Origin of the sequence: uncultured Alistipes sp. (assembly GCF_963931675.1) — a bacterium.
GTDB lineage: Bacteria > Bacteroidota > Bacteroidia > Bacteroidales > Rikenellaceae > Alistipes.
The window spans coordinates 3,096,422-3,119,231 of record NZ_OZ007039.1 but is presented as its reverse complement, the minus strand read 5'-3'; the positions used below and the strand labels follow the sequence as shown (position 1 = coordinate 3,119,231).

14 protein-coding genes are annotated in these 22,810 nt (G+C 60.8%); 7 read left to right on the top strand and 7 right to left on the bottom strand.

Going from position 1 to position 22,810, the window contains the following annotated elements; genetic code table 11:
* Positions 1–82 precede the first annotated feature (82 nt).
* The 4 genes from ABGT65_RS13300 to ABGT65_RS13285 all read left to right on the top strand — a co-directional run bounded on the left by ABGT65_RS13300 (position 83) and on the right by ABGT65_RS13285 (position 7,603).
* Positions 83–919: an alpha/beta hydrolase family protein gene (locus tag ABGT65_RS13300; RefSeq protein ID WP_346702832.1), complete on the top strand. Its 837-nt coding sequence runs from the start codon at positions 83–85 to the stop codon at positions 917–919.
* Positions 920–1,184: 265 nt separating this feature from the next.
* Complete coding sequence (locus ABGT65_RS13295) at positions 1,185–2,615, top strand: hypothetical protein (RefSeq protein WP_346702830.1); 1,431 nt, start codon at positions 1,185–1,187, stop codon at positions 2,613–2,615.
* Between the two features lie 408 nt (positions 2,616–3,023).
* The gene (locus ABGT65_RS13290; protein WP_346702828.1) at positions 3,024–6,173 is read left to right on the top strand and encodes a glycosyl hydrolase; all 3,150 of its coding nucleotides are present in this window, start codon (positions 3,024–3,026) and stop codon (positions 6,171–6,173) included.
* A 77-nt stretch (positions 6,174–6,250) separates the two neighbouring features.
* Positions 6,251–7,603, top strand: coding sequence for a fimbrillin family protein (locus ABGT65_RS13285; RefSeq protein ID WP_346702826.1), 1,353 nt, complete (start codon positions 6,251–6,253; stop codon positions 7,601–7,603).
* A 308-nt stretch (positions 7,604–7,911) separates the two neighbouring features.
* Here ABGT65_RS13285 and ABGT65_RS13280 read toward each other — a convergent pair whose 3' ends face one another.
* From ABGT65_RS13280 to ABGT65_RS13250, 7 genes are all read right to left on the bottom strand, one after another.
* Positions 7,912–9,120 carry a homoserine dehydrogenase gene (locus tag ABGT65_RS13280; RefSeq protein WP_346702824.1) on the bottom strand — a complete coding sequence of 403 codons (1,209 nt, stop codon included), beginning with the start codon at positions 9,118–9,120 and terminating at the stop codon, positions 7,912–7,914.
* A 38-nt stretch (positions 9,121–9,158) separates the two neighbouring features.
* The gene (gene metX / locus ABGT65_RS13275) at positions 9,159–10,178 is read right to left on the bottom strand and encodes a homoserine O-acetyltransferase (RefSeq protein ID WP_346702822.1); all 1,020 of its coding nucleotides are present in this window, start codon (positions 10,176–10,178) and stop codon (positions 9,159–9,161) included.
* Positions 10,179–10,196: 18 nt separating this feature from the next.
* A complete protein-coding gene (locus tag ABGT65_RS13270) occupies positions 10,197–11,483 on the bottom strand; it encodes an aminotransferase class I/II-fold pyridoxal phosphate-dependent enzyme (protein ID WP_346702821.1) in 1,287 nt (428 codons plus the stop codon).
* A 338-nt stretch (positions 11,484–11,821) separates the two neighbouring features.
* Positions 11,822–12,403 carry a TetR/AcrR family transcriptional regulator gene (locus tag ABGT65_RS13265; RefSeq protein ID WP_346702819.1) on the bottom strand — a complete coding sequence of 194 codons (582 nt, stop codon included), beginning with the start codon at positions 12,401–12,403 and terminating at the stop codon, positions 11,822–11,824.
* Positions 12,403–13,779: a TolC family protein gene (locus ABGT65_RS13260; protein WP_346702818.1), complete on the bottom strand. Its 1,377-nt coding sequence runs from the start codon at positions 13,777–13,779 to the stop codon at positions 12,403–12,405. The genes ABGT65_RS13265 and ABGT65_RS13260 overlap by 1 nt, the downstream gene beginning before the upstream one ends.
* A gap of 4 nt (positions 13,780–13,783) precedes the next feature.
* Positions 13,784–16,969 carry an efflux RND transporter permease subunit gene (locus ABGT65_RS13255; RefSeq protein WP_346702816.1) on the bottom strand — a complete coding sequence of 1,062 codons (3,186 nt, stop codon included), beginning with the start codon at positions 16,967–16,969 and terminating at the stop codon, positions 13,784–13,786.
* Positions 16,970–16,972: 3 nt separating this feature from the next.
* Complete coding sequence (locus ABGT65_RS13250; RefSeq protein WP_346702814.1) at positions 16,973–18,172, bottom strand: efflux RND transporter periplasmic adaptor subunit; 1,200 nt, start codon at positions 18,170–18,172, stop codon at positions 16,973–16,975.
* A 159-nt stretch (positions 18,173–18,331) separates the two neighbouring features.
* On the opposite strand from ABGT65_RS13250, the gene ABGT65_RS13245 reads away from it, so the two are divergent.
* The 3 genes from ABGT65_RS13245 (at position 18,332) to ABGT65_RS13235 (ending at position 22,734) form a co-directional block, all read left to right on the top strand.
* Complete coding sequence (locus ABGT65_RS13245; protein WP_346702812.1) at positions 18,332–19,189, top strand: helix-turn-helix domain-containing protein; 858 nt, start codon at positions 18,332–18,334, stop codon at positions 19,187–19,189.
* Positions 19,190–19,732: 543 nt separating this feature from the next.
* The gene (locus tag ABGT65_RS13240; protein WP_346702810.1) at positions 19,733–21,349 is read left to right on the top strand and encodes a 4Fe-4S binding protein; all 1,617 of its coding nucleotides are present in this window, start codon (positions 19,733–19,735) and stop codon (positions 21,347–21,349) included.
* Between the two features lie 14 nt (positions 21,350–21,363).
* Positions 21,364–22,734, top strand: a complete 1,371-nt coding sequence (locus tag ABGT65_RS13235; RefSeq protein WP_346702808.1) for an aldo/keto reductase — start codon at positions 21,364–21,366, stop codon at positions 22,732–22,734.
* Positions 22,735–22,810 lie beyond the last annotated feature (76 nt).

The window sequence follows — 22,810 nt, the reverse complement described above, 5'->3', positions numbered from 1 at the left end:
CGGGCTCTCCGAAAACTCCCGAGCTCCCGAAAACTCCCGAGCTCCCGAAAACTCCCGAAAAATCTCGAAAAAAACACGAATCATGAAAAAGATCACTCTTCTGCTCTCCGTCCTCTTGCTGAGCGTATCGGCTTTTGCCGCACGGATCGATACCGTGGCGGTCTTCAGCCCCAAGATGCAGCGTGACATTCCGGCCGTTGTGGTTGTTCCCGATGCGGCGGCCGCTGCCGACGATTCCGCTGCCGGACAGCAGCGTTTTCCGGTGCTCTATTTGTTGCACGGGCATGGCGGTTCGTACCTTTCGTGGCTCCATATCTGCGACCTGCGGGCCCTGGCCGAGCGCTACGGCATGATCTTCGTCTGCCCCCACGGCGAAAACAGCTGGTACTGGGACAGCCCGCTCGATCCCCGGTCGCAGTTCGAAACCTTCGTCTCGACGGAACTCGTCGACTGGGTGGATGCCCGCTACCCGACGATCCCGGCCCGTGAGGGACGTGCCATCACGGGCCTGAGCATGGGCGGACACGGCGCCCTGTGGGTGGCCCTGCGACACAAGGACCGCTTCGGGGCTGCGGGATCGACCTCCGGAGGCGTGGATATCCGGCCCTTCCCCGATTCGTGGCACATGAAGAACCAGTTGGGCGAGCGCGATGAGAACCCCGAACGCTGGGATGCCCATACGGTCATCGAACAGGTCGACAGCCTGAAAAACGGCGAACTGGCCCTGATCTTCGACTGCGGTTACGAGGATTTCTTCTACCAGGTGAACCTGAACCTGCACGACAAACTCCTCAAGCAGGGCGTCGGGCACGATTTCCAGGTGCGGCCCGGTGCGCACAACGGAGCCTATTGGTCGATTTCGCTCCCCTCGCAACTGGTCTTCTTCGACCGTTATTTCCGCACGCACACCGCTCGGTAGCTCTCTTCGCTGGCCTCATCGGACAGCGCTTCGGCGGCAGGGATGCTGCCGAGCCCGTCCTGGCACTTGACGGCGGCGTGGGTGCCGTTCCCCGTTTCAATTTTCCCGTCGGACATATACTATATGCGTTTATAATTCGTTAGGAAAGAAGCGGCAATAATTGCCCTCCGGATGCAAAATTCGAAAGTACGTTATAGGAATTGTCCCGCTTTTTGGTATCTTTGCAACGGTTTTTGGAATTGAAATTCAGTAATACACGATGGATATGAAAAGACTCGCTGGGTGGTGCTCGGTTCTTGCCGCCGCCCTTTTCATCTCGTGCGGCGACGACGATGTGACCGGTTCGCTCGCCTTCGATTCGCCCGCCGTCTTCTTCACGCAGGGCGAGACGGCTTCGGTGTCGGTCCACTTCACGGCCTCGAATCTCAACAGCTTCACGGTCTCCAGCAAACCCGCCGGGTGGGATGACGTGACGGTGGATGCCGCGACGCAGACCGTTCGGGTGACGCCGCCCTCGTCGTTCGACGATGGGGAGGCTAAAACCGGCACGGTGACCTTGAGCGGTACGGGCGGCGGCGGTGCTTCGGGCTCGGCCTCGCTCTTCGTCGGGGTGGTCGACCGTAAGGACTTCTCCTCGGAGGCGGCCAACAGCTACATCGCCAACAAGAAGGAGACCCACTACCTGTTCGATGTCGAGCATTGCAGCGACGGAACGTCGCTGGCAACGGCATCGGTGGGGATCATCTGGCAGAGCGCTTCGAGCCTGATCCAGTACCTGACGCTGCAGAACGGAAAGGCTTCGTTCTACGTGGGCGCGGACAGCGACGACGGGACGAAGGTCAAGTCGGGAAATGCCCTGATCGGCGCCTACGATGCCGCCGGAACGCTGCTCTGGAGCTGGCACGTCTGGGCGGCGGATTACGACCCGTCGGACGCTGCAAACCAGCGTTCGTTCAACGGCTATACGATGATGGACCGCAACCTCGGAGCCCTCGCGTCGTCCAATGCGTCGGACGAGGAGATCCTCGCCTCCTACGGGCTCTATTACCAGTGGGGCCGCAAGGACCCCTTCATCGGCCCGGGAACCTACAACTTCTCCAGCGGTACGGCCGCCACGATGTACAACGGCAACAATTCGAGCGTGACCGCCACGCCGGTGGCTTCGGATGCCGCAACCGGAACGGTGGAGTATGCCCGGCTCAATCCGATGACTTTCATCACGGGGGTCGAGGAGTCGGGGTATGACTGGTTGTGGAGTGCGGGTTCCGATGCCCTGTGGAGCGCTCCCGGCACGGCCAAAAGCCTCTATGATCCCTGTCCGGCGGGGTGGCGCGTGGCTCCGGCCGCAGCATTCGAAGGGCTGACCCCCGATGCGGAGAGCCTGGCGTGGGCCAATACGAAATACAGCGTGACGCTTGCCAAGGATGGCGTTTCGTCGCTCTTCATGGGTGCCGGGCGCCGGACCTACCTCGACGGAAAGTATCAGAACGTCCATGTCGCAGGGTATGATCCCAAGAGTACGCGGGCCGATGAGGCGCAGCCCTGGGTCGGACTCTACTGGACGTCCGGGGTGCAGGCTGCCGACCGGCTCGCTACGGCGGTCTACTTCTACTACGGCGATGCGTCGGCCGTGCAGAGCAACTATGGGCTGCGGCGTGCCGGAGCTCTTCCGGTGCGTTGCGTGAAGGCCGAGTAGGCGGGTACGGTGTGCCGGGACCGAAGCATTGCGATTGTCCGGGCGGAGGCGTGATGAGGCTGGATACGGCGGGTTTCGACCCGCAATCTGTGATTTGAACGGGAACAGGAGTTTTTTGACCGGTTCGGTTGGGGGGCCACAAACCATGCATGGAGTGGTGGCGCTCTAACCGTCATTGCCCCAAAACTGTTTGGGTATATCACCTCTTCCGCTGGACGGCGTGAATTCATTGTAAGACCCGATCCAGTATCCTTTGACCATGCTTCTATTTTGGTTCCGACCGTAAGGGGACCGGTTGGCGCTGCATTTCAGGCTGGAGGTGGAGATTCCTACTTGCAAAGAGTTGATGTGGTACCTATTTCGGATAAAGATGTTATTTTGGATGGTCTGATCTGAAACATGCGTGTTATGAAGCGAATCTTGTTGCCGATATGGCTGGCTACGGCGGTTTTTTTGGTGTCGTGTTGCGGAATGGCCTGCGATACCCCTTCGATGGCCCGGATGCGGGATGCGTTCCGAAACGTACCGGAAGAGATACCATTTGCGGTGTATTGGTACTGGGTATCCGACAATATCTCCGAGGAAGGGGTGGTTCGTGATCTCGAGGCCATGAAGGCGGTGGGGATCAACCGCGCTTTTATCGGCAATATCGGCATCGGTGACCAGCCTTACGGGGAGCATACGCTCTTTTCTGCGGAGTGGTGGCGCGTGATGCACGCCGCATTGAAGCGGGCCGGTGAACTTGGTATTGAGATCGGCATTTTCAACAGCCCGGGGTGGAGCCAGTCGGGCGGCCCGTGGGTCAAACCGGAGCAAAGCATGCGTTATCTGGCTTCGGTGCAGACCGTTGTCGAAGGGCCAGTCCGGTTCGAGGGACCGCTTCCGGATGTAGGCCCCGATGCGGAAGACGTACGGGTTATCGCGTATCCGTTGCCGGAGGAGGCAGAGAGTCATACGAAACGGATTGAAAAGATCGACGGTCGGGAGCTCCTTCTGGACTGGAGCGTGTCGGGGAAGCAGCCGATGCGCAGCCTTACGATCCGGGTGGACCGACCGGTCCTGACATCCGCGGAGCTCTATTGCCGCGAGGCGGGCGAATGGAGGCTGCTGAAGCAGTTCTCCATCGACCGCTCCAACCTGCAGATGAATGTGGGGTTCGATCCGCTGGCTCCGATTGTGGTATCCCTCCCCGAAACGGATGCGTCGGATTACCAGCTGGTCGTGCCGGCTCCGGGCGGTTTCGATGTCGAGGCCACGCTTTCCTCGCTTCCGCTGGTGGAACGCTTCCCGGAAAAGACACTGGCCAAGATGTTCCAGACCCCGCTCCCCATGTGGCATGATTATCTTTGGGAGCCGCAGCCCGCTGTGCCGGCGTCGCTTTCGGTCGATCCGGCTGACGTGATGGACATTACCTCGCATTTCAGCGGCGGGGTGCTGCATTGGGAGGTGCCTCCCGGAAAATGGCGGATAGAGCGCCTGGCCATGCGTTCCACGACCGTGACCAATGGCCCGGCAAGTCCCGAAGGGTTGGGACTCGAGATCGACAAGATGAGCAGGAAACATGTGGTGAGCCATTTCGATGCTTTCATCGGCGAGATCATGCGCCGGATCCCTGCAGAAGACCGCCGGACATTCAAGGTGGTCGTACAGGACAGCTATGAGACCGGCGGGCAGAACTGGACCGACGACATGGCTGAGCGTTTCGAGCAGACCTATGGCTACGATCCGCTGCCCTACCTCCCGGTGCTTCACGGTACGGTCGTCGGAAGCCAGGACCTTTCCGACCGGTTCCTGTGGGATCTCCGCCGCCTGATCGCCGACCGGGTCTCCTACGACTACGTCGGCTGTTTGCGGGAGGAGTGCCACAAGCACGGGTTGACAACCTGGCTGGAAAATTACGGCCATTGGGGATTCCCGGGCGAATTCCTGCAATACGGCGGACAGTCCGACGAGGTGGCCGGGGAGTTCTGGAGCGAGGGCTCGCTGGGCGACATCGAGAATCGTGCGGCCTCATCTTGTGCGCATATTTACGGGAAACGCCGTGTTTGGGCAGAATCGTTCACGGCCGGGATGCCGGGTTTCAGCCGCTACCCTTACCGAATGAAACAGCGCGGGGACCGTTTTTTCGCCGAAGGTATCAACAGCACGCTGCTCCATGTCTATATCCATCAGCCCTACGAGGAGCGGTTCCCGGGCATGAGTTCCTGGTTCGGGAACGAGTTCAACAGGAAAAATACCTGGTTCGGACAGTTGGATGTTTTCATCGACTACCTCAAGCGCTGCGGCTACCTGTTGCAGCAGGGCCGTTATGTGGCCGATGCGGCCTATTTCATCGGGGAGGATGCGCCCAAGATGACGGGCGTGTGCGATCCCGCGCTTCCGGACGGCTATTCGTTCGATTATATCAATGCCGAAGTGCTGCTGGAGCATGCGAAGGTGCGTGACGGGCGGCTGGTGCTTGACGGTGGGATGGAGTACCGCGTGCTGGTGTTGCCGAAACTCCGGACCATGCGGCCCGAGCTGCTCGCTGCGATCGAACGGATGGTCCGTGACGGCCTGATCGTACTCGGCCCTGCTCCGGAACGTTCTCCCAGCCTGGCTGGATATCCCGGGGCGGATGAACGGGTGAAAGAGACGGCGGCACGGATGTGGCGCTTCGGGCCCGGAGAGACCTGCCACGCCTATGGCAAGGGACGGATCTTTGATGACGGCTGTTCGCTGGAAGAGGTCTTTGCCGCACTATCGATGCGTCCCGACTGCCGTATCGAGGGTGAGAATACGGAAGTCCGTTTCATTCATCGAACGACGAAGCAGGGCGAGGTCTACTTTTTGTCGAACCAGCAGGAGCGTAAGGTCACGTTTGACGCCCTTTTCCGGACGGACCAGGGTGCGCCGGAGTTGTGGGATGCACTGACCGGACAGATTCGCCGCCTCCCCGAGTTTTCGCGGCGGGACGGGGTTACCTCCATCCCGATGGAGCTCGAACCTTATGGCAGCGCGTTTGTGGTCTTCGACCGGACGAAAGAGGCACAGCACTCTTCTGCGAAGAATTTTCCTGAATCGACGATGCTGGCCCGGATCGAAGGCCCGTGGAGCGTCACCTTCGAGGGGCTGGATGCCCCCGAAAACCCGATTGTTTTCGACTCGCTCCGCGACTGGACGACTTCGGACGATCCCAGTATCCGCTATTTCTCCGGAACGGCCCGTTACCGGCACTCTTTCGAGATCGACAGCCTCGGTTCGGGGTGCGTCTGTGTCGACCTGGGCAAAGTGATGGTCATGGGCAAGGTCTTCCTGAATGGAACTTGTGCTGGGGGAACGTGGACTCCGCCGTATCGTGTCGACGTGACCGGTCTGATCCGAGAGGGTACGAATACGCTGGAGATCGAGGTGGCTAACAATTGGATGAACCGGCTGATCGGTGACCAGCGGCTGCCGTCCGGGCAACGAAAGACCTGGACTCCTGTCAACCCGTGGACTGCTTCCTCGGAACTGCAGCCGTCCGGATTGCTCGGTCCCGTGGTCGTCGAAAAATTCGATTATGAGGAAATAAAATAAAAGTTGGCCGGAACGGTCCAATCTGGACGAAAAAGTTTATTTTTGTACTGCATACAGTCGTAAAAATAAACCGAAAGATGAAACAGATCTATTTTATCGGCCTGTTCTTGACGGGCCTTTTCGTCGTGGGAGGCTGTTCCGAGAAGCGGGATTCGGCGCCTCGGGTCGAGATTTTTCCGACCGTCCGGACCCGGGTGTCGGGACTCTATTTTGACCGTGGCGACCGGATCGGTCTGACGATCCTGAAAGGGGCGGAGCCTTATGTCCGGAACTTCCCCATGACCTATGACGGGTCGGTCTTCACCGATCCGGGGCTCGTCTGGTACGACGACCCGCAACAGACGGCAACCCTGACGGCCTATTACCCCTATATGGAGTCGGGTACTCCCGAGGAGTTCTCCGTGGCTGCGGACCAGGGCGCCGGGTGCGAGTCTTCGGACCTGTTGGGAGCCGTGGTGGCGGATGCCCTTCCCGTAAGTACGCCTGTGGGGATGCTCTTCTACCACCTGATGTCGCAGCTCACCATCATTGTCGACAACACCACCGATACCGAGGTGACGGAGGTCGTTATCGGCGGCTTTGCCGCGACGGCCGTCGTGGACTTCTCCGTACCGACGGCTTCCGCCAAACCCGGGGTTCAAGCCTCCGAGATCCGGACTTTCGAGGTGGTACCCGGCACCTCCTACCGGGCGATTCTCGTGCCGCAGCAGGGCGATCTGAGCGTCACGGTCACAACCTCCGACGGCGAGGTCCGGCGTAAGAGCGTTCCGCAGGCCCTGCTCGAAAGCGGCAAGCGTTACGATCTGTCGATCAAGGTTTCGATGGCCGATATCGAAGTGACGCTGAGCGGCGAGATCAGCGACTGGGTGGACGGCGGCTCGCTCGAAGCGACCGACGATTCCGGGGAAACCGATAACCCGGGTGGTTCCGGGAGTGCGGACCTCGTTTACGAAGGGGTGACCTACCCTACGGTCCGCATCGGCGACCGGGTGTGGATGGCCTCCAACCTGCGCTATGAGCCTGCCGGCCTGACGCCCGATACCGATTTCTGGACACCCCAGGAGGGGTTCGATACCGATCCGGAACTGGGTTTGCTGTACAGTTACGTCACGGCGATGAACGGGGCTTCGGGAGACGGCGGGCGTGTGCAGGGGATCTGCCCCGACGGTTGGCATATTCCCGATACGGCGGAGTTGCAGGCATTGGCCGAAAGTGCCGAACGCCCGGGCGATTTTCTGAAATGTGCCGGATACTGGATCGTGACTGACATGAATCAGCGTTACGGCGACTCGGCGACGGGCTATTTGATGGGCAGCGAGTGCCCCGAGTCGGAGAAATGCGTCTGCCTGGTCTATACCTCCGGTTCCGAGCCCTCCCTGACGAGCATCTCCGTCAATTACGGCATTTCGCTCCGCTGCGTGCAGGACTGATCCGTGCCGGACGATACCGAACAGGGACAGGGGTTAACCCTGTCCCTGTTTTTGTGCTTGTTCTCCGGCTTTTCCGGGTTCTCTGGTCCCTGGTTCCCGGTCCCTGGTTCCCGGTCCCTGGTTCCCGGTCCCTGGTTCCCGGTCCCTGGTTCCCGGTCCCTGGTTCCCGGTCCCTGGTTCCCGGTCCCTGGTTCCCGGTCCCTCGGTCCCCTGGTCCCTCGGTTCCCTGGTCTCCCGGTCCCCGGCCCTCCGGTCTCCCGGCCCCTGGTCCCCCGGTCCTCCGGTCCTCCGGTCCTCCGGCCCGCCGATCAGTCGCGGTTCAGGAAGAAGATCGGAATGTTGGCCAGGAAGACATCCTTGCCCGAAAGCTGCGACCGCTTTTCGAGCAGCTCGCTCAGCAGAATGTCGCCGATCACATAGTTGCTCTCCTCGCTGATGAACTGTTCGTGGATCTTCGAGAAGTGCAGGATCTGCTGCACGTCGGTCTCCCGGTAGCGGGCGTAGATTTTCAGCGTGATGTCGGTCGTGTAGTCGGGCTTCTCGATGTAGTTCATCTTCTTGTACTCGTAGCGGTAGTTGTTCAGCCGCGCCATGATGTCGCTCAGGATCGACGAGGCCGTGGGCAGGCTTCCGGCACCCTTGCCGAACATGAACTGGCGGTCGTAGCACTCGCCGCGGATCACCACGCCGTTGTACTCGTCGTCGACGCTGTAGATGTATTTCGAGGGGGTCACGAACTCCGGCATGACGAACATCGTGAAGTGTTCGTCGCTGACCTTGACGACCTGGGCCACGAGTTTGATCTTGACGTTCTTTTCGCGGGCGTAGCGGATGTCCGAGTCGTGGATCGTCGAGATGCCGTAGGTGAAGATCCGCTCCGGGGCGACGTAGGTTCCCAGGGCGTGCACGGTGATGATCACCAGCTTGAAGAGCGAGTCGTATCCCTCGATGTCGAACGACGGGTCGCTCTCGGCGAAGCCCAGGGCCTGCGCCTGGGCCAGTGCATTGGCGTAGGAGTCCTTGTGGTCGAAGACCCGCGAGAGGATGTAGTTCGACGAGCCGTTCAGGATACCCTTCACTTCGAGCAGCAGGTCGTTGTCGTAATACTCTTCGAGGTTGCGGATCACGGGGATCGAACCGCACGACGAGGCGTCGTAGAGCAGCGCCACGCCGCGGGTCTTCTGGATCTCGATCAGCTCCGGGAGGTGGTGGGCCAGCATGGTCTTGTTGCCCGACACGACGGGGATTCCGCGCAGCATGGCGCGTTTGACGATGTCGTAGGCCGCACGGGCATCGTCGATCACCTCGACGACGAGATTCACATTCTGGTTGTCGAGGATCTCGTCCACCGAGGTGGTGAACAACGACGGGTCGACCTCGATCTTCCGGGGCTTCTTCGGGTCGCGGACGCAGATCTTCACGATCTGGGCGTGGGCGTTCTTCGATTTGCGCACCACCTCGTAGATGCCCTGTCCGACGACGCCGAATCCGAACAGTCCGATTTTGATTTTCGTCATAGCTGTATGCGTTTGTTGTTTGTTGACCGGGTTGGGGGTCAGGCCTTCTCCTCCAGGAACGGAAGCAGCAGGGCGTTGAGCTGTTCGTATTCGACGAGGAATCCGTCGTGGGCGAACGGCGAGTCGATCTCGCGATAGAGGCTGCCGGGGATCTGCCCGTGCAGGCGCCGCATCTCCGCAGGGGTGAAGATGATGTCGGTGGTGATCCCCACGACCAGCGTCCGGGCCCGGATCCGGCGGAGGGCCGCCTCCACGCCGCCGCGCCCGCGTCCCACGTCGTGGGTGTCGAAGGCGTCGAGGATCGCATGGTATGAATAGGCGTTGTAGCGGCGGCAGAGCTTCTCGCCCTGATACTGCTGGTAGGTGCAGGCGCGGTGCAGGGCGGGGTTCTCCTCGCGGTCCTGCTGCGTGAGGTTGTAGCCCTCGGGGCCTCGGTAGCTCAGCAGCCCCAGCGCGCGCGCCGCCGCAAGGCCCTTCATGCCGGCATCGGGGCGCTCCTCGCCATAGGTCGAATCGGCTTCGATGGCCATGCGCTGCGTTTCGTCGATGGCGATGTTCCAGGGCGAGGCCTTGGCATCGGTGGCGATCAGCGCCAGCCGTTCGATCCGTTCGGGCTCCATGACGGCCCACTCCACGGCCTGGAATCCCCCGACCGAACTCCCCACCAGCAGGGCGATCCGCCCCACCCCCAGCGCCTCGGCCAGCAGGCGGTGCGCCCGCACGATGTCGCGGATCGTGAAGGACGGGAACGTTCCGTACCACGGACGTCCCGTTGCGGGGTTGACGTGCAGCGGCCCCGTCGTGCCGTAGTGCGAGCCGAGGATGTTGGCGCAGACCACGAACCAGCGCTCCGGATCGAGGAATCGCCCCTTCTCGACCGTGTGGGGCCACCAGTCGGCGACCTCCGAATTGGCCGTCAGGGCGTGGCAGACCCACGCCACGTTGTCCCGTGCGGCATTCATCCGCCCGTAGGTGTGGTAGGCGATGCGCAATTCGGGCAGCGTATGTCCCGTCTCCAGTTCGAAGGGCCCGGGGGCCGTGTAGATCTGCGGATCCATGATACGGGAGTTCTGGGGCTATTTTACATGGGCGAACGCCTGTTCGAAATCGTCGATCAGGTCCTCGACGTTTTCCAGTCCGAGCGAGATGCGCAGCATCGTGGGCGTCACGCCCGCAGCCGCGAGGTCCTCGTCGCTCAGCTGTTTGTGGGTCGTCGAGGCCGGGTGTGTCACCACGGTGATCGAATCGCCGATCATCGTCATGTTGGCGGCCAGATGCAGCGACTCCACAAAGCGTACGGTGCTTTCCAGCGTCCCTTCCAGTTCGATGGTGAAGACCGCCGAGGCCCCGAACCGATAGTATTTCCGGGCGTTGTCGTGGCTCGGGTGGGTGTCGAATCCCACGTAGCTGACGTTGCGGACCTTGGGATGGCGGCGGCAGTATTCGGCCAGGCGCCGCGTCGATTCCACCTCCTGACGCACGCGCAGCGAGAGCGTCTCCAGCCCGATCAGCATCAGGTAGGAGTCGAACGGCGAGGGGGCACACCCCAGGTCGCGCAGCCCGTCGACCCGGCACTTTACGATAAAGGCCGCATCGCCGAATGCCTCGTAGAGATTCAACCCGTGGTAACCTTCCGAAGGCCCGTCGATCTGCGGGAATTTGCCGTTGCTCCAGTTGTAGTTGCCGCCGTCGACGATCACGCCGCCCAGCGTCGTGCCGTGGCCGTTGATCCACTTCGTCGCGGAGTCCACGACGATGTTCGCCCCCCACTCGAAGGGGTTGCACAGGTAGCCTGCGGCCCCGAACGTGTTGTCCACCACAAACGGTACGTCATACCGTTGTGCCAGTTCGCCCAGCGCCTCCAGGTCGGGCACCGTGCAGGTCGGGTTTCCCATGCTCTCGGCGTAGATCATTCGCGTGCGGTCGTCGATCAGCGGTTCGAAATCCGCGGCCTGTTCGCTTGCGGCCATGCGGCAGTCGATGCCCAGGCGCCGCAGCGTCGTGCGCAGCAGGTTGTGGGTGCCGCCGTAGAGGTAGGGCGAGACGACGATGTTGTCGCCCGCGGCGGCCAGCGAGAGCGTCGTCACGAGGATCGCCGACATCCCCGACGAGACGGCCAGCGCTCCGACAGCTCCGTAGAGTGCGGCGATGCGCTCCTCGAAGGCTGCGGTCGTGGGGTTCTGCAGCCGCGTATAGATGTTTCCGGCCTCGCTCAGGTCGAAGAGCCGTGCGGCGTGGTCGCAGCTCCGGAAGCGATAGGCCGCCGTAGGCCAGATCGCGATGCCGCGCGAACCCGTAGGTTCGTCGGGGTTGAGTCCGGCATGGATCTGCCGCGTTTCGAATCGGTAATCTCTGGTATCCATTTTTCGGTTTCTGTTGCGTTCGTTCATGAAAAAATCCGACTTCTCGGGAAGCCGGATCGTCTTGTTTCTGCACACGAAAAAACTACACCCGGCAAATTCGGCTGCACATGCACATGACCATCATCATCGTCCCGAAGGAGACCATGCCGGTGTTCATCCGATATGTGGTCCGTGCATCCATGTTCCGAGATTTTCTCGTGCTCGACAGGTGCAAATATAGGAAAAGATTTCAAGAAATGCAAGATCTCCGGGCAAATCCCCAAAGAAAAGCTCCGCACATTACAGTGTGCGGAGCTTTTCTTCATGCGTAGTTTCCGTTTCGGACGTTTGGGGGGGCTTCATGCCCGGCGGTCGATCATCTCGATGCCCTGGCGGGTTGCCGCACCGCGCAGGATCGTGCGGCAGAAGAGACTCACCTCCTCCTGCGAAGCGCCGTTCAGCCGCAGGTCGAGCAGTGCTCCCATCAACTGGTCGGCGAATGCCGTGGCGTCGATCTCCGGCAGGAGCAGCTCCTGCTTGCGGCAGGTGTCGAGATGCAGGGCCAGCTCCTTGTGCCAGAATTCGCGCTGTTCGTCGTAATGCTCCGCGAAGACCACCTTGCGGCGCAGGTCCGACAGGAAACTGTGATCCACCCGATAGAGATTCTCGATGTACTCGTTCATCAGACGGACGGTCTTTTGCAGCGGATTCCCGCTCCGGCGTTTGCGACAGGCGACGATCCGCTCCTGCTGCTGAGTCTGCATGGCATCGAGGCACGCTCCGATCAGATCGTTCTTGTCCGCGAACATTTCGTAGAGGGTGCGTTTCGAGATGCCCAGCGTCTGCGCGATCTCATCCACCCGCACGGCTCGAATGCCGTTGCGGGCGATGAACTCCTGCGTCGTGCGGATAATCTCTTCCCTGGTCGCTCCCCGTTTCATTACTTCTCCTCCCCGGTTGTCAGGTCACGTCCGCCGCCGAGAGCCTGGTAGAGGTTGATGACACCCTGGATCTCGTCGAACTGATCGGAAATCTGCGACAACTGCGCCGACAGCAGCGACTGCTGGGCCGTCAAAACCTCCAGATAGGTCGTCGTTCCGTGCTGCATGAGCAGTTCCGTGGACTCCACGGCACGCTCCAGCGCCTCGATCTGACGCATCCGCAGGTCGGCCTTTGCACGTGCCGACTGGCTCTGCGTCAGGGCGTTGTTGACCTCGGCCCCGGCGTTGAGCAGCGCCTGCTGGAACGCAAGGCGCGACTCCTCCTGCTGGGCCTTGGCGATCTTCACCTGTGCGCGGTTGGCATTGGCGTTGAAGATCGGCTGCAGAAGCGATGCGGCGGCATTCCAGATCATCTTGCCCGGATCGACAATTCCGACACCGCTGCTGTTGGTCCAGCCGAGCGTACCGCTCAGCGTGATCGACGGATAGAGGGCCGAACGGGCACTGGCCGTCGCATAGTAGGACTGCATGAGCGAATATTCGGCCTGCCGGATGTCGGGACGGTTCGCGAGCATCTGCAGGGGCACGCCGACGGCCAGCGTCTGGGGCATCTGCTGGTCGGCAAGCTCCCCGCGGGTGATCGTGTGGGGAGCCTCGCCCAGCAACGAGCAGAGGCTGTTTTCGGTCTGCGTACGCTGGTAGGCCAGGTCGTGCAGCGAGGCTTCGATCGAGAGCGTGTTGGCCTCGTACTGGGCAACACCCGCCTCGTTCGTCAGTCCGGCATCCTTCATGGCACGCATCATCTCGACGCTCTGGCGCCATTTGGCTGCCGTCTCTTCGGTCACGTCGTACTGGCTGTCGAGCATCAGCAGCGTGTAGTAGAGGTTTGCCACGCTGGCGATGAGTTGTGTCTTGACGGCCTGCTCGTACTCCTGGCTCTGCAGGTAGAGCGCCTTGGCCTTACGCTTGGCGTTCGTCAGACCGTTGAAGATGTCGATCTGCCAGCTTGCCTGAACCGGGATGGAGTAGGTCTTCGTCGGGGTTGCGCCGTCGAAACTGCTCAGCGAGCCCTGCGGTGCGAAGTTGAACGACGGCAGGTAGGCCAGGCGCGTCGATTTGAGCGTCGCCTCGGCCTCCTTGACGCGCCAACCGGCCGATTGCAGGTCGGTATTGCTCTCCAGGGCCTGTTCGATGAGCGCCTGCAGCTGCGGATCGGTGAACATCTCCTGCCAGCTCAGATCGCCCAGCGTCGTCGAATCGGCCGTTTCGGCCGTGCCGTAGAGTCCGTCGGTCATCACCTCCGGACGAGTGTAGGGTTTGTAGATGCCGCAGCCCGTCATGGCGGCTGCCGCAAGTATGATGATGGTTTTTCTCATGGTGTTACTCCTCCTCTTTCTCGTTTTTAACCTCTTCCACTTCAGCGCGTACGGCCCACTGCGGATCGGTGTCGAATTCGATCGGTTTGAACTTCTCCTGCAGCGTCTGGAAGGCGATGAACAGGCCCGGTACAAGGAACAGCAGGGCCAGCGTTCCGACGATCATACCGCCGACGACGCCCGTACCGAGGGTCGAGTTTCCGTTGGCGCCCGCACCCGTCGAGAACATCAGCGGAAGCATACCGAAGACACACGTGAGCACTGTCATCAGGATCGGGCGGAGACGTACCTTGGCGGCCGAGACGGCGGCCTGCGCGAGGCTCATGCCCGCACGGCGGCGGTCGCCGGCGTACTCCGTAATCAGGATGGCCGTCTTCGACAACAGGCCGATCTGCATGATGATACCCGTCTGGAGGTAGATGTTGTTCTCCATGCCCATCGCCTTGGCCAGCAGGAAGGCACCCATCAGACCGCACGGCACGGCGAGGATCACGGCGAATGGTACGAAGAAACTCTCGTAGAGGGCGCAGAGGATCAGGTAGATCAGCAGGATACAGATGCCGAAGATGATGATCGAGTTGCTGCCCGTTGCATTCTCCTCGCGGGTCAGGCTGTCGAAGTCGTATCCGTAGCCACGCGGCAGCACTTCGGCGGCGGTCTCCTTGATGGCCTTGATGGCGTCACCCGACGAGTAGCCGTCGTTCGACGAACCCGTCACGGCAATCGAGTTGTAGAGGTTGAAGCGGTTCAGCACGTCCGAGCCGTAGGTCTTGGTCAGCGTGACGAACTGGCTTACGGGGGCCATCTCGCCGCTGTTCGTGCGCACGAAGACGTTGTTGAGTGACTCCATGTCGAGGCGGTACTTCTCGTCGGCCTGCACGATCACGCGATAGACCTTCGAGAAACGGTTCAGGTACGATACGTACTGGCCACCGTAGTAACCCGAGATGGTCGAGAGGATCGTCGTGGGCGACACGCCGGCCCGCTTGGCCTTGGCCGGGTCGATGTCTACGATATACTGCGGGAAGCGCGGGCTGAACGACGAGTAGGCCATGGCGATCTCCGGGCGCTGGTTCAGGGCGCCGATATATTGCTGGGCCACTTGGAAGAAGTCGTCGATCGAGCCGTCGGCACGGTCCTGCAGGTGCATCGAGAAGCCGTTCGTCGCACCGTAGCCCGAGATCATCGGCGGGGCGATAGCGAGGATCTGCGCATCCTTGATGTCGGCCGTGCGGGCGTAGACCTGGCGGATGATCGCGTTCACGTTATCCTCCTTGTCGGGACGCTCCGACCAGTCTTTCAGTCGGATCAGCGCCATACCGTAGGAGGTGCCCTGGCCCGAGATCAGACCGTAGCCGGCCGTCGTCATCAGGTTCTTGATCTGCGGAATGCCATTCAGACGGTCGTAGACCTGCTCCATGATCTCGTTCGTCTCGGCCAGTGTCGAGCCCGGGGCCGTCGACACGTTGATCATGATGACGCCCTGATCCTCGTCGGGAACCAAACCCGACTTGGTGGTATTCATCAGTAAGACTAACGCGGCGAGACCGAGGCACAGCGTCGACCACATCAGCCACTTGTGCTTGATGAAGAGCAGCACGGCGTGCTTGTACTTGTTGAGCAGCGCCCCGAATGCGGTGTTGAAGGCCTTGCGGAAACGGGCGGCGAAGTTGTCCTTCATCTCCCCGTTCTCATCGAGGTAGGGCTTCAGGATCAGCGCGCAGAGGGCCGGCGACAGCGTCAAGGCGTTGATGGCCGAAATACCTACGGCCACGGCCATCGTGACACCGAACTGGGTGTAGAACGTTCCCGATGTACCGCCCATCATCGACACGGGGATGAACACCGCCATGAAGACCAGCGTCGAGGTGATGATGGCCGACGTGATGCCCGACATGGCGTCGATCGTAGCCATGTAGGAGGACTTGTACCCGGCGTCGAAGCGGGCCTGGACCGCCTCGACGACGATGATGGCGTCGTCGACGACCGTACCGATCGCAAGTACCAGGGCGAAGAGCGTCAGCAGGTTGATCGTGAAGCCGGCCACCGAAAGGAAGGCAAACGTACCGATCAGCGAAACGAGAATCGACACCGTGGGGATGAGGGTCGAGCGGATATCCTGCAGGAAGACGTAGACCACAAGTATCACGAGGATGATGGCCTCGATCAGCGTCTTGATTACCTCGTTGATCGAGGCGAAGAGGAAGTCGTTGACGCTCATCATGTCCACGATCTCCACCCCTTTCGGGAGGTCCTTGCGGGCCTCGTCGAGCAGGGCGTCGATGTCCTCGACGATGGCTGTGGCGTTCGTGCCGGCTGTCTGGAAGACCATGGTCGTCACGCCCGGGTGGCCGTTCACGCGGCCCTCGAAGGAGTAGGACTCCTGGCCCAGCTCGATTTCGGCCACATCCTTGAGCCGCAGCACTGTACCGTCCTCGTTAGAGAGAATAACCAGGTTGCCGAACTCCTCGGGGGTGTTCCAGCGGCCGCGGTACTTCATCTCATACTGGTAGACATTCTCCGAGTCGGCACCCAGCGAACCCGTGGCGGCCTCGATGTTCTGCTCGGCGAGGATGGACGTGATGTCGCTGGGCATCAGCTTGTATTGGGCCATCACGTCGGGCTTCAGCCAGATGCGGATCGAGTAGTCGGCGCCCATTGCGAAGGCCTCGCCGACGCCCTGGATACGCTTGAGCTCGGGCTCGATGTTGATTTTCGCGTAGTTCGACAGGAAGGTTTGGTCGTAGGTGTCGTCGGGGCTGACGAGGGCGAAGACCTTCAGCATGGAGGACTGGCGCTTCATCGTCGTGATACCGATCGAGGTCACCTCGCCCGGGAGCATACCGGTAGCCGTTGATACCTTGTTCTGGACGTTCACGGCCGCCATGTCGGGGTCGGTGCCCTGTTTGAAATAGATGTTCAGCGAGGCGCTTCCGGATGCGGACGAAGAGGTGATGTAGTCCATGTTCTCCACGCCGTTGATGGCCTGTTCGAGCGGGATGGTCACCGATTTCTGCACCGTCTCGGCGCTCGCACCCGGGTAGGATGCGCGCACCATGACCGTCGGGGGCGCGATGCTCGGGTATTGCTCCACGGGCAGCGTTACCAGACCAATGATACCGGCGATTACGATGATAATGGAGATGACCGACGCCAATACGGGTCGTTCAATGAAATGTCTGAGTGTCATGGATTATTCCTCCTTTGTGGTTTGGTTTTGAGCGGCATCGGAAGCTTCGCTCCCGGGTTTGTCGTCAGCTGCGGGTGCGGCCTCGTCGGCGTTGGCTGCGGCCTGGCCTTTGGGTACGATGGGCGTACCTTCACGCATGCGGCTTACACCCTCGGTGATTATCACATCGCCCGGAACGAGGCCCGAGGTGACGATATACTCCTTGCCGTTGGAGATCTTCTCCACGCCGATCATGGTCGACGACGCCTTGCCGTCCACCAGCTTATAGACGAATATCTTGTCCTGGAGTTCGAACGTGGCGGACTGCGGAACGACGATGCAGTTCTTGAAGGCGCTGGTCAGGACGACATTGCCCACACCGCCGCTGTGCAGCAGTCCGTTGGGGTTGGGGAATGCCGCACGCAGCGAAACGCTGCCCGTCGAGGTGTCGATCACACCGCTGATCGACTCCACGCGCCCCGACTGGTCGTACATCGAGCCGTCGTTGAGCAGCAGCTGCACGTCGGGCATGTTCTTGAGCGTTTCGGCGATCGAGCCGTAGCGGCGCGTCAGTGCGAGCAGCTGGTTTTCGGCCATCGAGAAGTAGACGTACATCGTCGAGTTGTCCGATACGGTGGTCAGCGGCTGCGGCATCGAGGCGCTCACCAGGGCGCCGACGCGGTACGGAAGCGTACCTACGACACCGTCCGAGGGGGCCTTGACGACCGTATAGGAGAGGTTGTTGGCAGCGTTGACGCGCTGGGCTTCGGCCTGGGCCAGTTGGGCTTTGGCCGTCAGCAGGCTGTTTTCGGCCGTCGAGAGGTCGAACTGCGAGACGACGTTGCGGGCGAAAAGTTCTTTTTTGCTGTCATAAGTAAGTTGGGCCGTAGCGACGCTGGCTTCGGCGGCCGCGACATTGGCCTCGGCGGTTTGCAGGGCTGCCTTGTAGGGAACCTGGTCGATGATGAACAGGGTTTGGCCCTTGGAGACGTTCTGGCCTTCGTTCACGCAGAGCTGCCAGATGGTGCCCGAGACTTGCGGGTAGATGTCGATGTCCTGACGTCCGCGGATTGTAGCCGAGTAGTTCGTCGGGATTTCGCGGTCGGTCGTGGCAACGGTCATCACGGCGTATTCGCCGGGGCCCATTGCCGTCGGGGCCTGTCCACACGCAACGGCAGCCAGGCAACATGCCCAAACGGCCGCTTTCACAAATGTTTGCTTCATAACTTTCCTTTTTCTTAACTAAAAAACTTTTTCAGGTGCAAAAGTATCTTAAAAACGTTGACGATATGCCTTATATTGCGAACAGTATTGGTACTTTTCGGAATAAAAATAGGACTATTCACCGGTTTTTCACTATTTTTGTTCGAAAAAAGAAATACAATGGCTCAGATCAATCCGTTAATGACAACTTCCGAGGAGCAGTTTATTGTCGGCGAATCCGATTTTTCCTGTTTCGAACAGTACGCTTATCGGCTCGAAGGGTGTGCCATCCTCTTCTGCCGGAACGGCGAGGCCGAAGTGATGATCGATCAGTGCCAAAGCCGGATTACCCGTAATACGCTGATCCTGCTGCTGCCCGGGACATACCTTTTATTCATGGACCGTTCGGAGGATTTCCGGGCCTCCTATTGTACCTTTTCGCGCGATCTCTTTTCGGAGGCTGCATTCCGCCTGGAGCCGACGTTTTTCGAATCCGTGCACCGCAATCCGATTTCCAAACCTCCGCAGCGGCGTATCGATGGAGCCGATATCTGGTTCCAGATGGCCGCCTACACCTACCGCGACCGGCAGAATCTATTCCGCAACACGATCATCAAGAACCGCCTGCAGAATGTCCTGCTGGAGATTTACGACAAGATGCAGCGCTTTGGAAGCAAAGAGTCCCGGGTCTTCGAGAACACCACCCGGCAAATGGAGTTGTTCCACCGTTTTGCGGAGCTCGTGCACGAGTATTGTGCTCAGCAACGGGAGGTCTCCTTCTATGCCGACAAACTCTGTATTTCGACCCGTTACCTTTCGACCATTGTGCGGACCGTGGCGCACACCTCGGCCAAGGAGTTTATCGACCGGGCGGTGATGCTGGAGATTCGGATGATGCTCCGTTCGACGGACCTGTCAGTGCAGGAGATCGCCTACCGTTTGAAATTCCCCGACCAGTCCTATCTGGGCCGCTTCTTCAAGAAGCATGCCGGGGAGTCCCCCACCGAATACCGCACGGGCTTAAGAAGCCCGCTTTAGTTGGCGACAGACAGGTTTTCGGTTTCCTGTCCGAGTCACGCCCCTCGCGCGGATTTATTTAATAAATAAATAAGAAGCCCGCTTTGATTGGCGACAGACAGGGCTTCCGGCTACCGACACACGCGTCGGATGATCGGCGGCGTGGCCATTTCGTACATGAAACTCGGAAGGGGTGCTGGGCCCGTCCTTTTTTGCGGGGCGGCGGTGATCGTGGTAGGAAGAACCGGAATACGGGTATGGCCGGTTTGCCGGGAAAGGCCTATTTTTGTATCGGGACTTGGGAACGGCGGGCGGGAGGTGTAAAATGCGGCGTTTCCCGGTGGCAAACCGTCGAAAAGCCTGTGGAAGACCCGTGGAAGATCGATGGAAAGCCCTCAAAAAACCTCGAAAACCTCGAAAACCTCGAAAGTCCGGTGAAAGACCCGATTTCGGGGGTGAAAAGCCCCGAGGGGCGGAAAATTTTCCGTAACTTTGGGCCTGCTTCCGCAGCCCGGAATCCGGTTGCGGACGCGGTTGACGACACACACAAACTCGAAAATACCCATGCTTCGAAAAATCCGGATCGTGCTGGCGATCCTCTTCTTCGTTCTGATCACGCTGTTGTTCCTCGACTTTACGGGGACGATCCATGCGTGGTTCGACTGGATGGCGAAGATCCAGTTCCTGCCTGCCGTGCTGGCGCTGAATGTCGGTGTGGTGGTCGGGCTGGTTGTCCTGACGCTGCTTTTCGGCCGTATCTACTGCTCGGTGATCTGCCCCCTCGGGGTGATGCAGGACCTTGTTTCGTGGTTCTCCGGGCGGCGGCGCAAACACCGCAACCGCTTCGCCTGGACGAAGGCCCGCACGTGGCTGCGATGGACGGTCCTCGTGCTTTTCGTCGCCGTCATGGCGGCCGGGCTCGGGAGCCTCGGCGCCCTGATCGCCCCCTACAGCGCCTACGGGCGGATCGTGCAGAGCCTGCTGGCGCCCCTCTACGCCTGGGGCAACAACCTCCTGGCCTGGGCGGCCGAGCGGATTGATAGCTACGCCTTCTATTCGGTCGATGTCTGGTTGAAGAGCCTCCCGACGCTGTTGATTGCCGTCATAACCTTTGCGGTACTCTTCGTGCTGGCCTGGCGCGGCGGCCGCACCTGGTGCAATACGATCTGCCCGGTTGGCACGGTGCTGGGGGCTTTGGCGCGTTTCTCGCTCTTCAAGCCGCGTTTCGACACGGCGAAATGCAACGGCTGCAAACTCTGCGCCCGCAACTGCAAGGCTTCGTGCATCGATCCCGTGGCCCACACGATCGATTACAGCCGTTGCGTGGCCTGCATGGACTGCCTGGAGCATTGCCGTCAGGGGGCTATCTCCTACACGTGGCGGCGCTCGAAACCGACCGAGACCCTGAAGCCGACCGCAAAACAGACCGCGAAACCGGCTGCGGAACCGGCCCCGAAACCGGCTGCCGGGCCGGAGAAGCCGGAGAAAAAGCCCGTTGCGGCGCCTGCAGCGGCGGTTGCGCCGAAGGAGGACGAAGCCGCCGACACGCCGGTCGATGCGTCGCGCCGCCGTTTTCTCGGCGTGGTGGGGCTGATGGTCGGAGCGGCAGTCCACGCCCAGGAGAAGAAGGTCGACGGAGGACTGGCCCTGATCGAGAAGAAACGCGCTCCGGAGCGTTCGACCCCGCTCGTACCGCCCGGTGCCCGCGGGTTGAGGGAGTTCCTCGCCCACTGCACGGCGTGCCAGCTCTGCGTGACGGTCTGCCCGAACCAGGTGTTGCGCCCGTCGGGCGATCTGATGCGGCTGATGAAGCCCGAAATGTCCTACGAACGCGGATACTGCCGCCCGGAGTGCACGAAGTGTGCGGAGGTATGCCCCACGGGTGCGATCCATCTGACGGAGCTTTGCGAAAAGTCCTCCATCCAGATCGGCCATGCCGTATGGATCCCCGAAAACTGCGTGGTCAACACCGACGGCGTGTCGTGCAACAACTGCGAGCGCCACTGCCCCACAGGAGCCATCCATCTGGTTCCCAGCGATCCCGACAACAAACAGTCGCTGTGTATTCCCACCGTGGACGAGGAGCGTTGCATCGGTTGCGGGGCGTGCGAGAACCTCTGTCCGGCCCGGCCCTTCAGCGCCATGGTCGTCGAAGGACACGAACGTCACAAAACCCTCTGAAAAATCCCGAAGAAATGGAGAAGAAAAAGATAGATCGCCGCGAATTCCTGACGACGCTGGGTCTCGGGGCGGCAGTCACGACCACAGCGCTTTACGGTTGCGGTCCGAAGGGCGGAAGCGCGGTTTCGGCCCCGGCGGGAGAGCTCCCCGCGGGCAGCATGACCTACCGGACGAGTCCGACGGGCGACCGGGTGTCGCTGTTGGGCTACGGGTGCATGCGGTGGCCGCAGCTGCCGACGCCCGCCGCCGACGGCAATCCCATCGACCAGGAGACGGTCAACACCCTGGTCGACTACGCCATCGCCCACGGTGTCAACTACTTCGATACGGCCCCCGTCTATATGCAGGGCTTTTCCGAGCGCTCGACGGGAATTGCCCTCAGGCGCCATCCGCGTGAGAGCTACTTCATCGCCACGAAGATGTCGAACTTCTCGAACTTCTCGCGTGAGAACTCGCTGGCCATGTACCGGCAGTCGTTCAAGGAGTTGCAGGTCGACTACATCGACTACTACCTGCTGCACTCGCTCGGCGACATGGATTCGTTCAACAAGCGTTTCGTCGACAACGGTGTGCTGGAGTTCCTGCAGCGCGAGCGCGAGGCGGGGCGGATCCGCAATCTGGGTTGGTCGTTCCACGGGACGCAGGAGCTCTTCGAGCACATGATGGAGATGCACGACCGCGGCGAGGCGCGCTGGGATTTCGTGCAGATCCAGATGAACTATGTCGACTGGCGCCACGCTTCGGGGCGTAACCTCAATGCCGAGTATCTCTACGGCGAGCTTGAGAAGCGAAACATCCCGGCCGTCATCATGGAACCGCTGCTCGGCGGGCGCCTCTCGCGGCTGAACGACTTTCTGGTGGGGCGTTTCAAGTCCCTGCGTCCGACGCAGAGCACCGCCTCGTGGGCCTTCCGCTATGTGGGTTCGTTCCCCGATGTCCTCACCGTGCTGAGCGGCATGACCTACATGGAGCACCTCCAGGACAACATCCGCACCTATTCGCCGCTCGAAGAGCTGGCCGAATCCGATTACGAACTGCTGGAGGATACGGCGCAGGTGATGCTCAAATACCCGACCGTACCCTGTACCGAGTGCCAGTACTGTATGCCCTGCCCCTACGGGCTGAACATCCCGGCGATTTTCGCCCACTACAACAAGTGCGTCAACGAGGGCAACGTGCCCAAAAGCCGTCAGGATCCCAATTACCGGGAGGCACGGCGCGCTTTCCTCGTGGGATACGACCGTTCGGTGCCGCGGCTGCGTCAGGCCAGCCACTGCATCGGCTGCAACCAGTGCGTGGAGCACTGCCCGCAGTCGATCAAGATTCCCCAGCAGTTGCGGCGCATCGACCGTTTTGTCGAGCAGCTCAAGCAGGATACGCTTTGAGGCCGGCAGGCTCCGGTCCGTTGTGGCGGAGCGGCCTTATGAACTCCTCCCTCCCGGTTCCGGGAGGGATTTTTCG

Coding starts and splice junctions, on each gene's coding strand:
- ABGT65_RS13300 (WP_346702832.1), top strand. CDS start 83: ATGAAAAAGATCACTCTTCTGCTCTCCGTCCTCTTGCTGAGCGTATCG.
- ABGT65_RS13295 (WP_346702830.1), top strand. CDS start 1,185: ATGAAAAGACTCGCTGGGTGGTGCTCGGTTCTTGCCGCCGCCCTTTTC.
- ABGT65_RS13290 (WP_346702828.1), top strand. CDS start 3,024: ATGAAGCGAATCTTGTTGCCGATATGGCTGGCTACGGCGGTTTTTTTG.
- ABGT65_RS13285 (WP_346702826.1), top strand. CDS start 6,251: ATGAAACAGATCTATTTTATCGGCCTGTTCTTGACGGGCCTTTTCGTC.
- ABGT65_RS13280 (WP_346702824.1), bottom strand. CDS start 9,120: ATGACGAAAATCAAAATCGGACTGTTCGGATTCGGCGTCGTCGGACAG.
- metX (WP_346702822.1), bottom strand. CDS start 10,178: ATGGATCCGCAGATCTACACGGCCCCCGGGCCCTTCGAACTGGAGACG.
- ABGT65_RS13270 (WP_346702821.1), bottom strand. CDS start 11,483: ATGGATACCAGAGATTACCGATTCGAAACGCGGCAGATCCATGCCGGA.
- ABGT65_RS13265 (WP_346702819.1), bottom strand. CDS start 12,403: ATGAAACGGGGAGCGACCAGGGAAGAGATTATCCGCACGACGCAGGAG.
- ABGT65_RS13260 (WP_346702818.1), bottom strand. CDS start 13,779: ATGAGAAAAACCATCATCATACTTGCGGCAGCCGCCATGACGGGCTGC.
- ABGT65_RS13255 (WP_346702816.1), bottom strand. CDS start 16,969: ATGACACTCAGACATTTCATTGAACGACCCGTATTGGCGTCGGTCATC.
- ABGT65_RS13250 (WP_346702814.1), bottom strand. CDS start 18,172: ATGAAGCAAACATTTGTGAAAGCGGCCGTTTGGGCATGTTGCCTGGCT.
- ABGT65_RS13245 (WP_346702812.1), top strand. CDS start 18,332: ATGGCTCAGATCAATCCGTTAATGACAACTTCCGAGGAGCAGTTTATT.
- ABGT65_RS13240 (WP_346702810.1), top strand. CDS start 19,733: ATGCTTCGAAAAATCCGGATCGTGCTGGCGATCCTCTTCTTCGTTCTG.
- ABGT65_RS13235 (WP_346702808.1), top strand. CDS start 21,364: ATGGAGAAGAAAAAGATAGATCGCCGCGAATTCCTGACGACGCTGGGT.